Genomic DNA, 19,827 nt, shown 5'->3' with positions numbered 1-19,827 from the left:
CTGGTGACAGCTAAATGACGCCCTGCATCAATCTGCGTGCACGTTGCATTCAGGCATCAGCTGGGAGAATGTCGCCGCATGACCGATATCGCCGAAACCCGCACACTGGAAGCAACCGAGGAAGATGCGGGGCAGCGACTGGACCGTTGGCTGGCGGCCTCGGTGGAGTCCCTGTCGCGCTCGCGCCTGAAGGCGCTGATCGAAGCCGGACAGGTGGCGGTGGATGGCGTCGCCGTGACCGACCCCTCCGCCAAGGTCCTTGCCGGTGGTGAATATACGGTCGGCATCCCGGAACCGCGGGCCGATACACCGGTACCGGAACCGATGGATCTCGAAGTCCTGCACGAAGACGACCACCTGATCGTGATCAACAAGCCGGCCGGGCTGTCAGTCCATCCAGCGGCCGGCAACTGGACCGGGACGCTGGTGCACGGCCTCCTGCATCACTGCGCCGGGTCCCTGTCCGGCATAGGCGGGGTCGAACGCCCCGGCATCGTGCACCGGCTCGACAAGGAGACCTCTGGCGTCATGGTCGTGGCCAAATCGGATGTGGCGCACAAGGGGCTCAGCATCCAGTTTGCCCGCCATTCGGTTGAGCGCGCCTATATCGCCTTCACCCGCAATGCCCCCAGCCCGAAGGCCGGCCGCATTGCGACCCAGCTGGCTCGCTCCTCGCGCGACCGCAAGAAGTTTGAAGTCCCGCACGATCCCAATTCGGAAGCCGGCAAGCATGCGATCACCAATTACACGACGCTGAAACGCTTCGGTCAGGCCGAAGGCGCGGCGATCGGCACCGGCATGGCGGCCAAGGTCGAGTGTCGTTTGGAAACGGGGCGCACCCACCAGATCCGCGTCCATATGGCCCATATCAACTGCCCGCTGCTGGGCGACCCGGTTTACGGGCAGAAGCGCGGTCGGCTGCTGGAATATGATGATAACAGCGGCACTCTGCGCGCCTTTCGCCGGCAAGCGCTGCACGCCGCCATTCTGGGCTTTGAGCATCCGGTGACCGGCGAGGCACTGCGGTTTGAAAGCGAGCTGCCCGACGACATGAAACGCGTCGAGGCGATCCTGGAAACGCTTTGAGACGATGGTCGCTTCGCCCACCAAACCCGAGCGTCCACCGCGGCGGCGCAATGCCGAAGCCACCAAGGCTCGGTTGATGGCGGCAGGCGAGGCCTTGTTCTCGGCCCATGGGTTCGGCGGCACGACGCTGGACGCCATCGCTGAACAGGCCGACGCCAACAAGGCCATGGTGCGCTATTATTTCGGCGACAAGGACGGACTCTATACCGCGATCATCGAGGCCATCATTGATGATGTACTGGCCCATCTCGAAGGTGAGCTGGCAAGTCCCACCGACCCGGTCACCGACATGGGCGACTTCATTGAGGTCTTTGCGCGGGCCATCATCAGCCGCCCGAGCTTTCCCCGGATGGTCCTGAGAGACTATCTGGACGGCGACATCATGACCCGCGAAGGGCCGGCCAACAAGCTCCGCGGCTTCATGGAAACCACCCGCCGCCACTACATTGCGGGGCAGGTTGCGGGCCGGTTCCGCGAGGTCGATCCACACATGCTGCACCTGTCGATTGTTGGCGCCGCGATATTTTTTTCGGTCACGCGTCGCATCCGATCGGCCATTTCGACGCATCAGGGAATGGCAGACTTCGAGATTGAAGCTGCTCCGTTTACGCGACACCTGCGCGATCTGGTGCTTTCAGGCATCACCTCATCGCAGGGCTGATACAGGGATTTGGGGGGCGACGCGCCCTCATAATTATCTATCTGGATAGTTAAAAGCGTAACGGGTTGATCAATAGAGACCAAAGGGACTTGAGACGATGAGAAAATGGATCAAATACGGCTTGATCGGTCTGTCCGCGAACCTGGCACTGCCACTCGCCGCGCAAGCTCAGGACAGCGGCACGGAAGCGATATTGACCCGCTTTGCTGCCGACTATCTGGCCGACCCGACCTTCCAGGCCAGTACCGAATTCGGTGTCGTTGTGGACGGCGACTGGTGGACCGTATCCTTCAACCACGACGCCGCCAGTTTCTCGGTCAGCCATGGCGAGCCGGCCACGCCGACCTTTTACTACACCGCAGAAGCGGACACCCTGGCCCAGGTCGACCGCGGCGAGATCGCGGCCCTGACCGCGATGGGCAAGGCCTTTTCCTCGGACTACGCGCCGATGGATATCGAACTGATGGATGGCGCCGGTTTTAACCCGGCCATCCTCGCCCTCACTTTCCATTTCTGGACCCGTGGCACGCCGGAAATCATCAACTGGCGAGACCAGGCCACGCGCGAAGTCCATGGTGGAAATGTCGGCATCATCTACTATCAGCCGGGCTTCCGCAGCGGCTTCGGGCAGGTCATGCCGGGCCAGCACGTCAATGAAGATCCGCGCAGCCGCACCAATGGGTTTCCGACCCTGCTCGTCTTCACCGGGAATCGAGCCATAGCCCGGATCGATGGTGTTGATCAGGAGGTCAGCAATGGTCAGATGATCCTGATCCCGGCCGGTGTGAGCCATGAAATCCTCAACCCGTTCGACGAACCGGCAGAGTTTCTGCTCTTCATGTTCGGCGACGGCGCCTGAGGCCCTGAACCTTGCACTGGCACCTGCAGCGGCGGCGTTGTGCGTATCGACTCCGCCGCCTAGCCTGCCCACTCCTATAACGGAGGCGAAAATGGCGGGCAGCATGATGACCAAAGGCGTGGGCGGATCGAACGCCGGGGCGGAGCTGGCGAAGCTCACCGATCAGCTCAGCCATTGTCAGCCGATATCGGCCGACCGTCTCACCGAGCGTCTCGACGGGCTGCGCGAGCGCATGAAAGCCAACGGGCTGAATGCTGTCTGGCTCAATGCCGGCACCAATCTGACCTATTATACCGGCCTGCGCTGGCGCGCGTCGGAGCGTCTGGTTGGCGCCCTTGTCACCGCCGATGGCGGTCTGACCTATCTCGGCCCTGCCTTCGAGACCGGTACGCTGGAAGCCTTCATGCACCTGCCCGCCCCGCTGGCCGTCTGGGAAGAGCATGAAAGCCCGTTCACGCTACTGGCCGGCCTCGACGGCGCCAACGGCCGGCTCGGCCTCGACCCGACCACACCGCTGGTGACCGCCAACGCCATTGCCGCGGCCTGCCCGGGCGAGATCGGCGATGCCAGCGAGCTGGTCCTGTCAGGCCGGATGATCAAGGACGCCGAAGAGCTTGCCCTGATGCAGGCGACCAAGACGGCGACACTGGACGTCCACGCTGCGGTCGCGCGCATTCTGCGTCCCGGCATTTCCACAGGCGAGGTCACGGACTTCATCCACGCAGCCCACAAGGCCGTCGGCGCACCGGGTGGTTCGACCTTCTGCATCGTCCTTTTCGGACCGGACACAGCCTTCCCGCACGGTGTCGCCAATCCAAAGACGCTGGATGAAGGCGACGTGGTCCTGATTGACACAGGCTGCGCCATCCATGGCTATCAGTCCGACATCACCCGCACCTATGTGTTCGGTGAGCCGACCGATCATCAGCGCGAGATATGGGAGGCCGAGAAGGCCTGTCAGCTGGCAGCCTTCCAGGCCGCTCAGATCGGGGTCGCCTGCAGTGCGGTTGACGCAGCCGCGCGCGACGAGGCCGCGCGACGCGGCCTCGGTCCCGACTATACCCTGCCCGGCATCCCGCACCGGACCGGTCACGGCATTGGTCTGGACATCCATGAAGGGCCCTATCTGGTCGGCGGTGATGACACGCCGCTGGAGGCCGGCATGTGCTTTTCCAACGAGCCGATGATCTGTGTACCGGGTGAATTCGGCATCCGGCTGGAGGATCATTTCTACATGACGCCAACCGGACCGCGCTGGTTCACCGAGCCGTCGCACTCGATCGATGATCCGTTCGGCTAAGTTTCACCGCTGACGGCTTTCAGGCCGATGATGCCGACCAGGATCAGGGCGAGGAAGAAGAGCCGCATATGTGTGGCCGGTTCGTTGAACACGAGAATGCCCAACGTGGCCACACCGAGCGCTCCGATCCCGGTCCACACGGCATAGGCGGTCCCGGCCGGCAATGACTTCATCGCCATCCACAACAACGCCATCGACGCCGCGAGCACGGCCAATACCGCCGCATGCTGCCACCAGGGCGCGTCGCTGCGGACATATTTGAACCCCAGTGCCCAGCCCATCTCGCAAATGCCGCCAAGCACCAGCAGCGCCCAGGGATTGGTGAGAAACGCCATGCCGGTCAGCCTTGCTGCTGGAAATTGCGGGCCCAGACCTCGGCGATGACCGGATCGGCCTCGGTCGCCTCGACAGCCGAAAGGAGCGTCGGCGCCGCAGTCGCGAAGGCGGCCCGGCCCGGGTCCCAGCGGCTCATCATCGCCACATAGACATCCAGCAGGCTCATGCGGTCGCCCAGCAGGAAGCGGCCCGGCATGCCATCGAAGGCGTCGTTCATCAAAGTCCACAAGTCCATGCGTCGTGTATTGGCCATCGCCAGCAGGGTGTCGTGGGTGCGGCTGTCCGGATGGAAGCGATCCGGCCCGTCGGTCAGGGTGAAGGTCGAATAGATGGCCGAGGCGCAGAACAACAACCAGCGCAAATACTCGCTGCGCGCGGGCGCATCCGGCGGCGGGGCCAGACCGGCTTGCGGGTAGCGGTCTCCCAGCCAGATCAGGATGGCGGCACTTTCGGTCATGATGCTGTCGTCGGGCAGAATCAGCGCGGGGACCTGCCCGGCCGGATTGACGGCCCGCACCCGGCGTTGCTCGCCGGCATCACCCAGCGGGTCCGCCTCGACGAACTCGTAGTCGGCACCAACCAGCTCAAGCGCCGCCTCGACGCAGACCGAACCGAAACCCGCCTTGCCATAAAGCGTATACCCCATTCAGGCGCGCCCTTTTCCGATCGCCGCCTGTACCTTCAGCGCCTGCACCGTCATGCGCACATCATGCACACGAACCATCGCCGCGCCGGCCGACGCCGCGCGCAGGGCCGCGGCCAGGGATCCGCCCAGACGCTCCATCTCGGCCGCGCCCTCGTCGATCGCAGCAATGAAGCGTTTGCGCGAGGCGCCGAACAGGACCGGATAGCCCAGCCCGATGACCTGATCGAGATCGTGCATGAGCGCGAGGTTGTGATCGAGCGACTTGCCGAAACCGATGCCCGGATCGAGCCAGATACTGTCGGCACTGACGCCCTTGGCCATGGCGATGTCGGCGCGCTCGGTGAGGAAATCACAGACCTCCGACACCACGTCCTCGTATTGCGGATTGGCCTGCATGGTCTGCGGCGTGCCTGACATGTGCATCATGATCACCGGCACGCCCAGCTCGGCCGCCGCCTCGACCGCGCCGTCAGCGCGCAGAGCCATCACATCATTCCAGATATCCGCCCCGGCCTCGATCGCGGCTCGGGCCACGACCGGCTTGAACGTGTCGATTGAAATGCGCGCCGCGGTGCGCTCGCGCAGCGCCTTGATGACCGGCAGGACGCGGCGCATCTCTTCCTTGTCGGTAACCGGTGACGCGCCCGGCCGGGTCGACTCGCCGCCGACATCAATGACGTCCGCCCCGTTTGCCAGCATCTCAAGACCGCGCGCGACCGCTGCTTCCTGGTCGATGAAATCGCCACCATCGGAAAAACTGTCCGGCGTGACATTCAGCACGCCCATCACGAAGGGCAGACCGGATTGGCGACGGGAACGGAATTTGGCCATGTCGTAGCGTTTCTCGGCGACAGCGGAGCTACTGCCTGCCCCTGATATACGCTGCACCGCCACGCCGCGACAATTGAAAAGCCCCGGCGTGTATGCAGCTTGGTGACCCGGCGCCGGCATATTCATCGGCGCAAGAAAAACCCCGGACCTTGGCAGGTCCGGGGCCTTGTCTCGTCAATTGTCCGCCGATCAAGCGCCTTGCGGTTCCGGACCGGTGTCCGGCTCCTCGTCCGTGCTCGGCACGGCACTGCTCGGCGTGTCGCTCGGCGGCGGCGTGGTCTCGTCCGGACGTTCCGGCCGCTTGCCATCGAGCAGGTCCTTGACCTCCTGGCCCGACAGGATCTCGAATTCCAGCAGGCCTTCGGCCAGCGTATCGAGATCGGAACGACGCTCGGTCAGGATACGGCGCGCCGTCGTCTCGGCGTCCTCGATCAGGGAGCGGACCTCCTTGTCGATCAGCTCGGACGTATCCGGAGAAATCGCCGGGGCTTCGTAGGAGCGGTTTTCATAGCGCACCCGGCCCAGCGTTTCAGACATGCCCCATTCCATCACCATGGCCCGCGCCATGCCGGTGGCCTGCTGGATGTCACTGGTCGCACCATTGGTCACATTCTCAGGGCCCAGCGCGATGATCTCGGCTTCGCGGCCACCGAACAGGGAGGCCAGCCGGGACACGCAATACTGGCGCGAATAGCTCAACCGGTCCGACTCCGGCAGGTTGAAGGTCACGCCAAGGGCGCGGCCACGCGGAATGATGGTGACTTTGTGCAGCGGGTCATGCTGCGGCATGTTGAGGCCGACAATCGCGTGACCGGCCTCGTGATAGGCAGTCAGCTTCTTCTCGGCATCGGTCATGACCATGGACCGGCGCTCCGGCCCCATCATCACCTTGTCCTTGGCGTCCTCGAACTCCTGCATGGCGACGCGGCGCTTGTTGCGACGGGCGGCGAGCAGGGCGGCCTCATTGACCAGATTGGCCAGGTCGGCGCCGGAGAAACCGGGCGTGCCACGGGCGATGACCTTGACGTCGACATCCTCGCTCAGCGGAACTTCACGCATGTGGACCTTGAGGATTTTCTCACGACCCAGAATGTCCGGATTGCCGACCACGACTTCGCGGTCGAAACGGCCCGGACGACGCAGGGCCGGGTCGAGCACGTCGGGACGGTTGGTCGCGGCGATCAGGATGATGCCTTCATTGGTCTCGAAACCGTCCATCTCGACCAGCAACTGGTTGAGTGTCTGTTCGCGCTCGTCATTGCCGCCGCCGATACCTGCGCCGCGTGAGCGGCCGACCGCGTCGATCTCATCGATGAAGATGATGCAGGGCGCGTTCTTCTTGGCCTGTTCAAACATGTCGCGGACACGGCTGGCGCCGACACCGACAAACATCTCGACAAAATCGGAACCGGAGATCGAGAAGAAAGGCACATTGGCTTCACCGGCCACGGCACGGGCCAGCAGCGTCTTACCGGTACCCGGAGGGCCGACCAGCAGCGCACCCTTGGGGATCTTGCCGCCCAGGCGCTGGAACTTTGACGGGTCTTTCAGAAACTCGACAACTTCCTGCAGTTCTTCCTTGGCTTCATCGACACCGGCAACATCGTCAAAAGTCTTGCGACCATGATGCTCGGTCAGCAGACGGGCCTTGGACTTGCCGAAGCCCATCGCACCGCCGCGTCCACCGCCCTGCATCTGGCGCATGAAGAAGATCCACACACCGATCAGCAGCAGAAGCGGGAACCAGTTGAACAGCATGGACAGGAAGATATTGCCCTCTTCGGAAGGTTCCTCGACGCGGATGTTCACATCGGCTTCGCGCAAAATGCCCACTGTCTCGGTATCGGACGGTGGCAGGACCACTTCGAAACGCTCGCCGGACGCTGTCACGGCGAAAAGCGTATCGCCCTGAATGGTCGCGCTTTCGATTTCATTGCGCTCCACCCGGTCCAGAAAATCCGAGTAGGATGGCCCGCGTGGGGTCGCTGCCGGATCAGCCGAGCGGCCGACCATCTGCACCAGGACCATCACCAGGACGAGGACCACGGCCCAGATCGCAATATTTCTCATAGGCATGCGTTTATCCGTTCAATCATTCGATCATTCACGACCAGATATGGGCATTCCGACGCCCCGGCGCCAGTCGGGCTAGCAGCCCTGCGACTTCAGGCCGCGTCATTCAGGCCAATTCAGGCTCATCAAACCATCTGACCGCCGGCTGCGAAAGCAGACGCCTGCAAAATCTGTGCGCGATCAGCGGACGGACAATCCGTTCTTCCGGCGCCGCGCCGTTCTCGCTCTGACCAAGCCCGGCGATCTTCACAACCTGCCCTGCATCGCGTGCGACCAGCAGGCCAGCGCGGGCAGCACCCGGTACGGAATCCAATATAGCGCGGGATGGCAGGCCGTCATACGTCTCGCCAAGAATTCCCCAATCAAGTTTGCGTGCATCGGGGGCGATCTCGAACCGGCCGTCAAAGACCCTGGAGCCGTCGCCTTCGTCTTCCCAGGGATCGGGGCTGGCATGGTCAACCCGGCCCATAACCGCTCCGCGGTCACGGATCAGCCAGGCGGCATCGCCGGATCCAGCCAGCAATTGGACACCGCACCCGGTTGCCGGATCGCCAGCCGGGATGGCTGCATCGATCGCCTCCAATCGGCCACGGGGCGGGCTGACGGCCTCGCCGGATACCGAGGTGACCAGGGCATCGAGCACGGTGAGCCGGACCGCCCGAGCCATCCGCGACCAGGCTTCCCGGCCGATTGTCGCGCCGCCCCAGTCGTGAAAGGTCACTGAGTGCCCGGCGAGCTCCCACGCCACACGACGTTCGGCAATGCGGACGGATTGGAGTTGACCCGCCAGCGCGGCCAAACGATCTGCCTCGAAGCCGGCATCACCCAACAGGCAAAGATCAGTGCGGGCTCGGATTCGGGCATAGCGGCGGTCTTCGTTTGACGGATCATTGACCCAGCTGAACCCCGCTTCAGTCAGGACATCACGCAGCTCAGCTCCGGTCACATCCAGGCAAGGCCGCAGCAGATCAAGGTCGCGTCCCTCGGGCCAGGCAGGCGATGGTGCGCGCTCGAACATCGCCGCAGCGCTGCGCCAGCTGCCACCGGCCGCAAGCCGCAGCCAGACGGTCTCGGACTGGTCGTCACGGGTATGGGCCAGCGCCAGGCCTGTCAGGCCCTGTTCTCGGCAGGCCTTTGCCAAAAGCCTGTGGCGAGCCGCGCGGGCACGGGCCTGTACCCCTCCGCCTGCGCGAGGATTGTTCCAGTCGAGAATGGCGCAGGGCCAGCCCAGGCGGCCTGCAGTATTGGCAACGAAAGCGGCCTCATCGGCACTGGTCGTGCGCAAGCCATGGTCAACCGTCAGGACATGAAGGGTGCGGCCGCTCGCCCGGGCCCAGTCCGACGCAATCACCAACAGCGCGAGACTGTCACCGCCACCGGAGCAGGCGATTCCGATTGGCCCCTCACCGGCAAGCCGGTCGAGCGCTGACCTGACGGTTTCGATGGCCCGCGCGGTCACGCCTAACGGCAGTTGGCGCGCACCGATTCCCGGGCTGCCCGCGCTTGCGACGCCGGGGCGGCATTGGGGAATTGGCGGCCAAACTGGGCCAGCGTCGAACACGCATCCTCCGTCCGCCCCATTCCATGCAGCGAGGCTGCCAGACGCACCAGCGCGTCCGGCGCCTTTTCACCGGCCGGCTGCAGGCGCAGCGAGGCAATGAATGCGTCCGCGGCCTGTGTGAAGTCGCTGCGGACATAGAAGGTTTCGCCCAGCCAGTATTGGGCCTGCGCCGTCAGGGCATGATCGGGATTGTCAGCGATGAAGGTTTCGAACCCGGCCTGCGCCCCGATGAAGTCGCTGTCGACCAATCGTGCCCGCGCCGCCTCGAATGTGACAGCGGGATCGACCCGATCCATCTCGGGCTCGGACGGCGAGGACGTCACATTGCTGCCCAGCACGCCCGTCGCCGCAGCGCGGGCTTCGGCATGAGGATCATCCGGGTCAACAATTGCCAATGAAGCGCCATCGACGTCCGGATCACTGCCGTCCAGTCCTTCATTCATCCAGGCAACCGCCGCATCGTCCATGGCCGGTGCAGGCGCCTGCTGACGGGCTGCGGCCTCGGCTTCGAGGATGTCGAGTTGCTGGCGCAACTGACGATTCTCGAAACTCAGACGTTCGGTCTCTCCGGTCAGCGCCTGGACCTGGTATTCAAGCTCGTCCATGCGCCGGATCAGGGCTTCGGCGACCGGGTCGCCGGCCATGAATTCCGATTCCAGATTCCCGATCCGCACTTCGGTGGCGTCAATGCGTTCGGCGAGTTCCCGGCGCGACTGGGCTTGGGCAGGAGCGCTGAGGGCAATCGCCGCAGTCAGCGCAGAAAGGCAAAGAAATCTGATCATGGGAACGCACCTATCGGAAGAGGACGGCGAAAATACGGCCTGGGGCCGGAATTGAAAACGCCCGCGACGATGAAGTCACGGGCGTTTCCTGTTTCATGCGAAAGCGGACTAGTTGGTATAGCCGCTCAGCAGGGTCGTGGTGGCGTTACGATTGACCGCCCAGCAGCTTTCCGAAGACTGCGTACAGGACGGGCGTTCCTTGCCGTAGGAGGTCGTGGAAATCCGCGACGGATCAACGCCCTGGCTGATCAGGTAGGTGCGGGCCGCGCTGGCACGACGGGCGCCAAGCGCCAGATTGTATTCACGCGTGCCGCGCTCGTCGCAATTGCCGGCGACAAGGATGCGGGTGCCCGGATAAGAAGCCAGCCAAGCGGCCTGGCGGCGCAATGTGGCACGCGCTTCATCCGAAAGATCGTGGCGGTCGAGACCGTAGAAGACACGGTCACCGGCTGTTGCGACAAAGTCGCCCGGCGAGCCAGCCATCGGGCCGGTTTCAACCGGCTGGGTAACTTCAGCGGGCGGATCGACAGGGCGTGTGTCCCGAACCGGTGCGGTATCTTCGACCGGCGTCGACGCACAAGCGGTCGCAAATGCCCCAAGCGCCGCAATAGCAAACAGTTTGATTTTCATAATGTTACACCCTCATCCAGCCCAAGCACACAAGGCCTGTGACTTACTCCCAATCACGACACGCGTGATATCGAACCGACGACGGCCCCCCCAATGGTGCCGCTTACCAGACAAAACGTTACGCAGAAATCCTTCACTCAATCAAGGGCGACCATGCGGGATCGGACGCCATGCCGCCTGTTGCCAACCGTCGCAGATTGAAACCGGCAAGGTCGACGCTCCAGATTTCGTAGCGCGTTCCATTGGCGCGCTGCTCTCCCCGGGTGAACAGCAAAACCCGTCCATTGGGCGACCAGGCGGGCGTATCAACGAAGTAGCCCTCATACAGGATCCGCTCGATCCCGGATCCATCCGCGCGGACAACGCCGAGCAAAAATTGTCCGCCAACCTGCTTGGTAAAGGCAATCAGGTCGCCGCGCGGAGACCAGACCGGGGTCGTATAGCGACCCGATCCGAAGGTGATCCGCTGAACATCGCTGCCGTCACGATTCATCACATAGAGCTGCGAGCCTCCGCCGCGAGCCGATGAAAACACGATCCGCTCGCCATCAGGCGCAAAGGACGGCTCGACATCATCCGCCGGGTGCTGGGTCAGACGCTGGAGATTGCGGGTCTGCAGGTCGAACAGGTGGATGTCATGTCCCGACCGCGTCTCGATCGACACCGCCAGTTCCGAGCCATCCGGCGAGAAACGCGCTGACAGGCTCTGCCCGTCCGGATCGACCTGGCTGGCAGCGCCGGCACCGCCAGAGGCGAACAGGGCCTCCTGTCGACCGGTTTCCAGATTGTAGAGATAGGTCGTCGCCTGGCCGTCGAGGAAGGAGACATAGGTGATCTCCTGGGCGCTGGGCGAATAATTGGGCAGCAGGGCCATGTAGGAGCGGTCTGTCAGGAAGGACGGGTTGGCGCCATCCTGGTCCATCAGCGCCAGCTGGCGGATCGGTTCGCCCTCGATCCCGCGACCTTCGGAAACATAGACGATGCGCGTGTTGAAATAGCCGGTCTCGCCGGTCAGGCGTTCATAGACGGCATCGGCGAGGCGGTGCGCGACCCGACGCCAGTTTTCCGGCGCGGTGCGATATTGCAGGCCCAGAAGCTGTTCCTCGAGGCGGGTGTCCCACAGGCGGAAACCGACGACCAGACGGCCATCCTCCTGGATGGTGACGCTGCCGACCAGAAGCGCGTCGGCATTGATGACCCGCCAATCGGAAAAGCGCGGGCGCAGATCGATATTGGCGATGTCTTCGATGAAGGCTTCCTGGTCGACCGGCGCGAACAGGCCGGAACTGGCCAGGTCATTGGCGACCACGCGGGTGATGTCAGCGCCGCGGCGCAGGGCCTCGTCCGACGCGCCCACAAAATCTGGCACGGCGATCGGCATCGGGTCGAGATTGCCCTGGGTCACATCGACCCGCAGCGGTTCCTGGGCATCGGAGGCTGCCGACCAGCCAATCAGGGCGAGAAGCGCAGCGAACAGGACGAGAATTCGGGTCATGGGACAGGGTCTCCGGGACGAATGTGACTAGCCACCGTATAAGGACGGCGAAAAATTGACCTCAATTTGACGCCACTCGGAATAGGCTTCCGGCGGCAGCGGATAGGGTTGGCACTGAACGGCCGCACGCAGGGCCCGTTCACCAGCCACGCGCAGGTAGGGATTGGGCGAATTGAGGATGCGGGCCTGATCGGTCAGGCGCGGCGGCCCGGTCAGCTCGCCGGACCGGTCGAGATCAAGCACCAGCTGGACCGCCAGCTCATCCGGCTCGGGCGCATCCAGCGATGCGCGCCAGCAGCGCGACAGGTGGGAGCGCAGCATGGCCTGCAGGGTCGCCGTCATCTGTTCGCCGTCGCCGACCGCCGCACGCAACGGGCCTTCGTCAGCGGCCTGGGCATCGCGCGTTTCCGCGACACTTCTGGACAGATCACCCAGCATGTCATTCAGGGACGGCTCAGCCGGGCGGGCCTGCGGTTCAGGGCGCTGCGGCTCGGGCTCGGGCTCGGGATCAGGTGTTTCTTCGACCGGCTCAGGCTCGGGGGCAGCCGGCGTTTCCGGTGCTTCGTCGATGATTTCAGGTTCGGTCTCGACAGGCTCGGGTTCGGGAACCGGAGCGGGTTCCGGCTCGTCGATCTCGTCATCGATGGTTTCAGCCGGTTCGTCCTCAATCACCGGCTCGGGATCGGGACGCGCGGCGCGAACATTGGTTGTCTCACCCAGGGTCACCAGCTCGATCGGGACAACGGGCGTTGCCTCGAACACGCTGGTCATGCGGGGCAGATAGACCAGCCCCGCGGCGATGATGCCACCGTGTACGAAAAGGGAGAGAACAAGACCACGCACCAGATTGTCGCCGTTACTGCTGCACCGGGTCCGTCACCAGGCCCAGATTGGAGAAACCGGCCGCGTTGATCCGCGCCATCACGCGCGCCACATCGCCATAAGCGGCACCGTCATCGGCGCGAATATAGATGCGGGCGTCAAACCCTGTACCGGCAATGGCGCGCAAACGCGGCACCAGCTCGTCCAGCGGCATTTCAGTTTCCTGGAGATAGATCAGCCCGTCGGCATTGACGGTCACCGTCAACGGCTCCTCACCAGCTGGCAGGTTGCGAGCCTCGGTTTCCGGCAGATTGACCGGCACACCGACCGTGAGCAACGGCGCCGTGATCATGAACACGATCAGCAGGACTAGCATTACGTCCACGAAGGGCGTGACGTTGATTTCGGCCTTTGGCTTCCAGCGGGCCCGGCCGCGACCGGATCCACCACTGTCGAGTGACACCGCCATCGGCCTAGACCTCGTCGCGGTCGGCCAGCGCCGACAGCTCGTCGACAAAGCCATCGAGGCGGGAGCCGTATTTGGCGAGATTGGCGGACAGCGCGTTGAAGAAGATGACGGCCGGGATAGCGGCCAGCAGACCCAGCGCCGTGGCGAAAAGCGCCTCGGCAATGCCGGGAGCGACGACGGCGAGGTTGGTATCCTGCGAGGCGGCGATGGAACGGAAGGCGTTCATGATGCCCCAGACCGTGCCGAACAGACCCACGAAGGGCGCGGCCGACGCGATCGTCGCGAGGATGCCCAGCCCGCCTTCGGACTCGGTCATCTGACGACCGGCTTCGGCGCCCGCAGCCTTGGAGACACGCCCGCCCGGGCTGTCACCCTTCCATTCACGCAAGCCCGCTGCGAATACGCGTGAAAACGGCTCGCGGGCATTCTTGGCGAACTGGTCGGCCAAGGCATCCAGCGACCGGCCGGACCAGAATTCGCGCTCAAACTGCCGGCCTTTCGAGTGCAGGCCACGTAGTTGCAGCGACTTGTCGATTGCGATCGCCCAGGACCAGATCGACATGAAGGCGAGAATGCCCATCACACCTTTCACCACCCAGTCGGCGCGCATGAACAAGGCATAGAAGGAGAAACCCTCCACGACCTGCGCGATTTCGACGACAGAAGACTCCATGACGCTCACCCTTGCGCTTCGGACCCACGCACGCGGTTCCGATACCGTGTTTCACAAACCATCCGACGCCATGCAGACTCCGTGCCTGCGCTGACGCGTTCCGCCCGGAACGGTTCCTGCCTATCGAATACGGCAAATTTCAGGAGGTGATAACCGCAAATACTGCGTGTTCACGTCTCGTCGTTGTGCGCAACCGAGTGTGCGGCGACGGCTTCGACCACATCCCAGTGCTCGGCGATGCGTCCGGCTTCCAGGCGCATGAGGTCGCAGGCCCGATAGGTTTCGCCGTCCATGTCGAAGCAGGAGAAGACCGCAACATAGGCGCCCTCGCCCACAATGTCGTCAACGCCATGATAGACGAGGCCCGGCCGAGGACGGCGACGGGCCACCAGTGCGTCGAGCCCCTCGGGCCGACAGCAGGTGCCCGGCGTGTGGGTGACAAAACGGCCCCGGTCGATAAAGGCATCGCGGTGCTCGGACGAGCCGTCACGCACGACCAGCTGGATAAACGCTTTGACCTGCGCCTTGTTGAGTGCGGCTTCGTCTTTGAGGTTCCGGTCAGGCTCGGCCGCCGTCGAAACGGCACAATATTCGCCATCAGGCGAGAAGCGGGACGATACCTGCCGCTGGACATTCATCAATCCGGCCGCCGTGCGTCGGATCAGGCTCATCGTGACCCAGACTTCACCGCCCTTCTCCGATTCATGCACCGAGTGCATGAACATGAAAGGGCCATCCTGGAGGACGCGAGCGACACTGAATTCAAAATTGGGAGGAGGCCCCAACCGGCTCGCTACGGGTCGCTTCGAACGCTCCGATGATTTCCAAACCTCAGCCAATAGTATCCCCCCTATCAACTACAGGGTTAATTGCCGCGCGTCCGTCCGGCAAGACATAGCCACCGTGATACTGGCCGATGGGTTGTAATTGTTAATGAGCGTGGCTCTCAGTCGAGCAGATAGCTGCGCCATCGATCTCGCATCCACGCCGGCGGTCGCTTTGCGCGGCCGCTGCTGTCTATACAGACGGCTTCGACCGTAGCCGACGCGACCAGCTCGTCAGCACGATGGATGGTTTGCTCCATCATCAACCGCGCTCCGACTTGCGGTCTGAAGCCGGTGCCGACCACCAGCACATCATCGACTCGGGCCGCACGGACGAATTCAACCGACATGCGACGCACGGCAAATGCCAGCGAAGGCGTCATCGCGGCCAGCTCGGAATGATGGATACCACAGGCCCGAAGGCTCTCCGTTCGGCCACGTTCAAAGAAGTGGAGATAGCGGGCATGGTAGACGACGCCTGAAAAGTCGGTGTCCTCGTAATAGACCCGAACCGGGAGCCTGTGGATGTGGTCGGGCCCGATCGATCCCGCGGCAGGCGTCAGCAAATCGCTCATTTCCCGAACAGGCCTCCCGGTGCGGGGGCCGGTCCGCTCTGGGGCGGCACCAGGCCCAGATGCTCCCAGGCCCGGCCAGTCGCCAGTCGGCCTCGAGGGGTGCGTTGGATGAAACCCTGCTGGATCAGGAACGGCTCGACCACATCCTCCAGGGCATCTCGCGCCTCGGCGAGGGCCCCCGCCAGCGTTTCAACGCCAACCGGGCCACCGCCAAAGCTCTCGGTCAAGGCTCGCAAATAGCGCCGGTCGAGGCTGTCCAGACCGATCGCGTCAACCTCCAGGCGTTTCAATGCCCGGTCAGCGACCGCCTCCGTAATCTGCTCGGCGTTTTCCGATTCGGCGAAGTCACGCACGCGCCGCAGCAGGCGACCTGCGACCCGCGGCGTGCCCCGCGCGCGGCGAGCGATTTCCCGTGCTCCGTCCGGCGTGGAACCGATCCCCAGCTTGGCGGCAGCCCGCGTCACAATGAATCCGAGCTCTGCCTCGTCGTAGAATTCCAGTCGTACGGGAACACCGAAACGGTCGCGGAGCGGCGTCGCCAGCAAGCCGGCCCGTGTCGTCGCGCCGACCAACGTGAACGGTGGCAGTTCGATCCGGACCGTCCGCGCCGAGGGACCTTCGCCGATCACCAGATCGAGACAAAAATCTTCCATGGCCGGGTAGAGGATCTCCTCGACCGCAGGCGCCAGACGATGGATTTCATCGATGAAAAGCACATCACGAGGTTCGAGATTTGTCAGAATGGCGGCCAGATCGCCGGCCTTTGCGATCACCGGGCCGGATGTGGCCCGAAAACCGACACCCATCTCTCGCGCCACAATCTGCGCCAGCGTGGTCTTTCCCAAGCCGGGTGGCCCGGAGAGCAGGACATGGTCGAGCGCCTCGTCCCGCCGCCGCGCCGCATCGACAAAGACCTTGAGATTGGCGATTGAGGACTTCTGGCCAACGAAATCAGAGAATGACAGCGGGCGCAGGGCGCGATCCCGACCGTCACCGGCCTGCAGGTCGCGGTCCACCAACCGATCGGGGTCTGTCTGGTCGAAGGCATCAGTCATGATGTGCCGGGTCTAGCGCGATCCGATCACCGGCGTCCACGCGGTTGCTGACGGTCATGCCGAGAGTTCTTTCAGGGACAGCCGGATCACATCACCCAACGGGGCTTCCGAACCCGCGTCGCGAAGGACTTTGGCCACAGCCTGCCGCGCCGCGCTCTCATTGTAGCCGAGATTGACAAGCGCCGAGACCGCATCCTCCCGGGCGAGACTGTCGCCTCCTGTCGGCTTTGCCGGCTGCGAACCATTCGCCAGGTCATCTTCATGTACGGGCAGGCCGATCGAGAAACTGCGACCGGTTGGCGGTGCCTTGTCCTTCAATTCAGTCGCGATCCGGGTTGCCAGTTTCGGCCCGACCCCCTTGGCCCGGGCAAAGGTCGATTTGTCGCCAAGAGCGGCTGCATTGGCAATTTCACTGACCGGCACTGTATCGAGGATTGCGAAAGCAGCCTTGGCACCGACACCCTGGATATTCTGCAGATGGACGAACCAGGCACGGTCAATATCGTCGAGAAAACCGAACAGCTTGAAAGCATCTTCCCGAACATGGGTTTCGATATGCAGGACAACAGCCTGGCCCGGCTCCAGGCGGGACAGGGTGCGGGCACCGGCTCCGACCAGATAGCCGACGCCGGCGACGTCCAACACCAACTCGTCCGCGCCCAGCGCCTCAACCTTGCCCTTCAACATGCCGATCATGCCGCACTCCCGAAACTTGCCGCGCGGCGGTGATGGGCGTGGCAGATCGCGATTGCCAGCGCGTCAGCCGCGTCGGCAGTCGCCTTGGTGCCGGGCAACAAAATACTGATCATGGCCGCAATCTGGGACTTGTCCGCGGCACCGGTTCCCACGACCGACTTTTTGACCAGGCGCGCCGCATATTCGGCAACAGGCAATCCGGCTTTTGCGGGGGCGAGCAGGGCTGCCGCCCGGGCATGGCCGAGCTTGAGAGCCGAAGCAGCATTGGCAGCCATGAATGCCTCTTCAATCGCGGCTTCATCCGGCCGATGCTCACCGACGAGATCACCGACGGCATTGAAGATGTGGATGAGCCGCTCGGACAATGGCGCCGAGGTCGGTGGCGTTACCACGCCATGTGCAATCGCACTGAGACGTGATCCCTCGACTCGAATCATCCCCCAGCCCATTCGCCTCAAGCCAGGGTCAATTCCCAGAATTCGCACGGATAATGCCATCAGCCCCTCCCGGACCCGTCAAGCTAACACCAGTCCGGGGAGCGGAACAAGACAAGAACGACAGCCCGGACAAAGCTGCAGCGATCACCCCTCCATGCCTGAGAACAACTCGCATTCTCTATCTATACATCGTGCAAACCATTCTCATAGTCATTTTTATTGCGGATCATTATCATGAATACTCCTATACAATTGTTTTTGAACAATATTTTTTATACAGCTTTCAATTGCTCAGCGATGCCGGCCCGCCTAGACTCAGCACCAGTTTGATTGGGTTCGGGAAATCCGATCCCGCCAGTTCTTTTGCTGATCCAGGGGGAAACACAGACATGGCCAAAAAAGGCAAACTCAGCCGTCGCTCATTCCTGACGCGCGTCGCAGGCGGAACCATCGCCACCGGCGCCATCGCCACCGTTGCCGGTGCCGCTGTCGTCCAACGCTATTCGGATGCCGACCCGGTTGATGGGGTCGCCCGGACCGGTATCACCGACTCGGACCCGAATGATTACGCCAACCACGGCACGAGCAGCACCGGGCGCACCGACAGCGACAGCGGATCATGCGCTGACCAGGCCGGCTACGGTCGCGGCAATACCGGTTACACCGACTCTGACAGTTCCGGCTGTTCCGACCCGGGCGGTCGCGGACGCGGCCCGAGCCTGTAAGACATCAACAGCGGCGCCTCAGGGCGCCGTTGTCATGTTCAATCGTGAGGGACTTCGAGCAGTTCGTGGGGGATTGCCGAACACGATAGAGAGGCATCTTCATGGCCAAAAAAGGAAAGCTCAGTCGCCGCTCGTTTCTGACGAGAGTGGCTGGCACCGCAATCGCGACGGGCGCTGCGGGCGCCGTATCGGGCGCAGCCAGCGCCCAGAACCGCACCGGTCGTACCGACAGCGACACGGGCAGCTATGCTGACCGTGCGGGCTATGGACGCACCGGAGCCACCGACAGTGATGGCGGCGCCAATGCCGACCGCGCCGGCTATGGCCGCGGAAGCACCGGAGTCACGGACAGCGACACCGGGGCCTATGCAGACCCGGCGGGCAATGGCCGCGGGCGCTCTGGCATTACCGACAGCGATTCCGGCTCCTATGCCGATCCCGCCGGCAACGGCCGCGGGCGGCGCTCCTCCGGCGTCACCGACAGCGACACCGGGGCCTATGCGGATCCAGTGGGCAATGGACGCGGACGCTCCGGCGTTACAGACAGCGACAGCGGGGCCTATGCGGATCCCGCTGGAAACGGTCGTGGCCGACGCTCCTGTTCGGACAGTGATTCCGGCACCTACGCGGATCCGGGTGGCCGTGGTCGACGCTGCCGCTAAGCGACACGCTGTACGGGCCTGACCGCATCCGGTCAGGCCCGTCGCCGCACAAGGAGGCTTCAATGGCCAAACGTGGAAAACTCTCCCGGCGTTCATTCCTGACCCGGGTCGCCGGCGCAGCCATTGCGACCGGAGCGGCCGGCACTGTCGCCGGTTGCGCGACCACCGGATACACAGACAGTGACACCGGACGCTATGCTGATCCCGCCGGTGGCGGACGCGGCGGCCGTGGCGGACGCGGTTCAACCGGCATCACCGACAGCGACACCGGACGCTATTCAGACCCGATCGGCAATGGCCGGGGCGGCGGCGTGACGGACAGCGATTCCGGCCAGTATGCAGACCCGGTTGGTGGCGGACGCGGTGGCGGTGTTACCGATTCAGACTCCGGCGCATACGCCGACCCGGCTGGACGCGGGCGCGGCAGCAGCGGCATAACCGACAGTGACAGCGGCAGCTACGCCGATCCGGCCGGTCGCGGTCGTGGCGGCAATTACCGTGGCACGACCGACAATGATTCGGGGCGCTATGCTGACCCGGTCGGCGGTGGTCGCGGCGGAGGCCGCTCGTGTACGGACAATGATACCGGCAATTATGCTGATCTGGTTGGCGGAGGCCGACGCTGCTAG

The 19,827-nt window shown here is 63.7% G+C and carries 23 protein-coding genes; 7 read left to right on the top strand and 16 right to left on the bottom strand.

The annotated features are described in order from the left end of the window. The first annotated feature begins 78 nt into the window (after positions 1-78). The 4 genes from ACN0X9_RS10465 to ACN0X9_RS10450 all read left to right on the top strand — a co-directional run bounded on the left by ACN0X9_RS10465 (position 79) and on the right by ACN0X9_RS10450 (position 3,906). Positions 79-1,086: an RluA family pseudouridine synthase gene (locus ACN0X9_RS10465; protein ID WP_417487543.1), complete on the top strand. Its 1,008-nt coding sequence runs from the start codon at positions 79-81 to the stop codon at positions 1,084-1,086. 4 nt (positions 1,087-1,090) lie between these two features. Then, a complete protein-coding gene (locus tag ACN0X9_RS10460; protein ID WP_417487542.1) occupies positions 1,091-1,747 on the top strand; it encodes a TetR/AcrR family transcriptional regulator in 657 nt (218 codons plus the stop codon). A gap of 97 nt (positions 1,748-1,844) precedes the next feature. Next, on the top strand, positions 1,845-2,606 hold the full coding sequence (locus ACN0X9_RS10455; RefSeq protein ID WP_417487541.1) for a cupin domain-containing protein: 762 nt from the start codon (positions 1,845-1,847) through the stop codon (positions 2,604-2,606). A 106-nt stretch (positions 2,607-2,712) separates the two neighbouring features. Beyond that, positions 2,713-3,906, top strand: a complete 1,194-nt coding sequence (locus ACN0X9_RS10450) for a M24 family metallopeptidase (RefSeq protein ID WP_417487576.1) — start codon at positions 2,713-2,715, stop codon at positions 3,904-3,906. Here ACN0X9_RS10450 and ACN0X9_RS10445 read toward each other — a convergent pair. From ACN0X9_RS10445 to ruvC, 16 genes are all read right to left on the bottom strand, one after another. Next, positions 3,903-4,241 (bottom strand): DMT family transporter, encoded by a 339-nt coding sequence (locus tag ACN0X9_RS10445; RefSeq protein WP_417487540.1) that lies wholly within the window; start codon positions 4,239-4,241, stop codon positions 3,903-3,905. The two genes, ACN0X9_RS10450 and ACN0X9_RS10445, sit on opposite strands and share 4 nt — an antisense overlap. A 5-nt stretch (positions 4,242-4,246) precedes the next feature. Continuing rightward, the gene (locus ACN0X9_RS10440; protein ID WP_417487539.1) at positions 4,247-4,888 is read right to left on the bottom strand and encodes a glutathione S-transferase family protein; all 642 of its coding nucleotides are present in this window, start codon (positions 4,886-4,888) and stop codon (positions 4,247-4,249) included. Then, positions 4,889-5,719 (bottom strand): dihydropteroate synthase, encoded by an 831-nt coding sequence (folP, locus tag ACN0X9_RS10435; RefSeq protein ID WP_417487538.1) that lies wholly within the window; start codon positions 5,717-5,719, stop codon positions 4,889-4,891. Positions 5,720-5,908: 189 nt separating this feature from the next. Next, positions 5,909-7,795, bottom strand: a complete 1,887-nt coding sequence (gene ftsH / locus ACN0X9_RS10430) for an ATP-dependent zinc metalloprotease FtsH (protein ID WP_417487537.1) — start codon at positions 7,793-7,795, stop codon at positions 5,909-5,911. Between the two features lie 103 nt (positions 7,796-7,898). Continuing rightward, complete coding sequence (tilS, locus tag ACN0X9_RS10425; protein ID WP_417487536.1) at positions 7,899-9,251, bottom strand: tRNA lysidine(34) synthetase TilS; 1,353 nt, start codon at positions 9,249-9,251, stop codon at positions 7,899-7,901. A 2-nt stretch (positions 9,252-9,253) separates the two neighbouring features. Next, positions 9,254-10,135, bottom strand: a complete 882-nt coding sequence (gene ybgF, locus ACN0X9_RS10420) for a tol-pal system protein YbgF (RefSeq protein ID WP_417487535.1) — start codon at positions 10,133-10,135, stop codon at positions 9,254-9,256. A gap of 108 nt (positions 10,136-10,243) precedes the next feature. Beyond that, a complete protein-coding gene (pal, locus tag ACN0X9_RS10415; RefSeq protein WP_417487534.1) occupies positions 10,244-10,765 on the bottom strand; it encodes a peptidoglycan-associated lipoprotein Pal in 522 nt (173 codons plus the stop codon). Between the two features lie 133 nt (positions 10,766-10,898). Beyond that, positions 10,899-12,260, bottom strand: a complete 1,362-nt coding sequence (locus ACN0X9_RS10410) for a Tol-Pal system protein TolB (protein ID WP_417487533.1) — start codon at positions 12,258-12,260, stop codon at positions 10,899-10,901. Between the two features lie 27 nt (positions 12,261-12,287). Further along, positions 12,288-13,103: a hypothetical protein gene (locus ACN0X9_RS10405; RefSeq protein WP_417487532.1), complete on the bottom strand. Its 816-nt coding sequence runs from the start codon at positions 13,101-13,103 to the stop codon at positions 12,288-12,290. 13 nt (positions 13,104-13,116) lie between these two features. Then, positions 13,117-13,551, bottom strand: a complete 435-nt coding sequence (locus ACN0X9_RS10400) for an ExbD/TolR family protein (RefSeq protein WP_417487531.1) — start codon at positions 13,549-13,551, stop codon at positions 13,117-13,119. 4 nt (positions 13,552-13,555) lie between these two features. Continuing rightward, positions 13,556-14,224 (bottom strand): protein TolQ, encoded by a 669-nt coding sequence (gene tolQ, locus ACN0X9_RS10395; RefSeq protein WP_417487530.1) that lies wholly within the window; start codon positions 14,222-14,224, stop codon positions 13,556-13,558. 170 nt (positions 14,225-14,394) lie between these two features. Further along, positions 14,395-14,949, bottom strand: coding sequence for a hypothetical protein (locus ACN0X9_RS10390; protein ID WP_417487529.1), 555 nt, complete (start codon positions 14,947-14,949; stop codon positions 14,395-14,397). Between the two features lie 221 nt (positions 14,950-15,170). Beyond that, entirely contained in the window at positions 15,171-15,623 is a 453-nt protein-coding gene (gene ybgC / locus ACN0X9_RS10385) for a tol-pal system-associated acyl-CoA thioesterase (RefSeq protein ID WP_417487528.1), read from the bottom strand. Further along, positions 15,620-16,678 (bottom strand): Holliday junction branch migration DNA helicase RuvB, encoded by a 1,059-nt coding sequence (gene ruvB / locus ACN0X9_RS10380; RefSeq protein WP_417487527.1) that lies wholly within the window; start codon positions 16,676-16,678, stop codon positions 15,620-15,622. The genes ybgC and ruvB overlap by 4 nt, the downstream gene beginning before the upstream one ends. Before the next feature lie 54 nt (positions 16,679-16,732). Further along, positions 16,733-17,374, bottom strand: coding sequence for a Holliday junction branch migration protein RuvA (gene ruvA / locus ACN0X9_RS10375; RefSeq protein ID WP_417487526.1), 642 nt, complete (start codon positions 17,372-17,374; stop codon positions 16,733-16,735). Next, a complete protein-coding gene (gene ruvC, locus ACN0X9_RS10370) occupies positions 17,371-17,871 on the bottom strand; it encodes a crossover junction endodeoxyribonuclease RuvC (protein WP_417487525.1) in 501 nt (166 codons plus the stop codon). The genes ruvA and ruvC overlap by 4 nt, the downstream gene beginning before the upstream one ends. Positions 17,872-18,200: 329 nt before the next feature. Here ruvC and ACN0X9_RS10365 point away from each other — a divergent pair, with 329 nt between their 5' ends. The 3 genes from ACN0X9_RS10365 to ACN0X9_RS10355 all read left to right on the top strand — a co-directional run bounded on the left by ACN0X9_RS10365 (position 18,201) and on the right by ACN0X9_RS10355 (position 19,827). After that, positions 18,201-18,536, top strand: a complete 336-nt coding sequence (locus ACN0X9_RS10365; protein WP_417487524.1) for a hypothetical protein — start codon at positions 18,201-18,203, stop codon at positions 18,534-18,536. 101 nt (positions 18,537-18,637) lie between these two features. Further along, the gene (locus ACN0X9_RS10360; protein ID WP_417487523.1) at positions 18,638-19,198 is read left to right on the top strand and encodes a hypothetical protein; all 561 of its coding nucleotides are present in this window, start codon (positions 18,638-18,640) and stop codon (positions 19,196-19,198) included. 62 nt (positions 19,199-19,260) lie between these two features. Next, positions 19,261-19,827, top strand: coding sequence for a hypothetical protein (locus ACN0X9_RS10355; protein WP_417487522.1), 567 nt, complete (start codon positions 19,261-19,263; stop codon positions 19,825-19,827).

The sequence above is a fragment of the Maricaulis sp. genome (genome assembly GCF_048268525.1).
Classification (GTDB): Bacteria; Pseudomonadota; Alphaproteobacteria; order Caulobacterales; family Maricaulaceae; genus Maricaulis.
The sequence above is the reverse complement of the archived record's forward strand: the minus strand, read 5'-3'. Positions and strand labels throughout refer to the sequence as shown.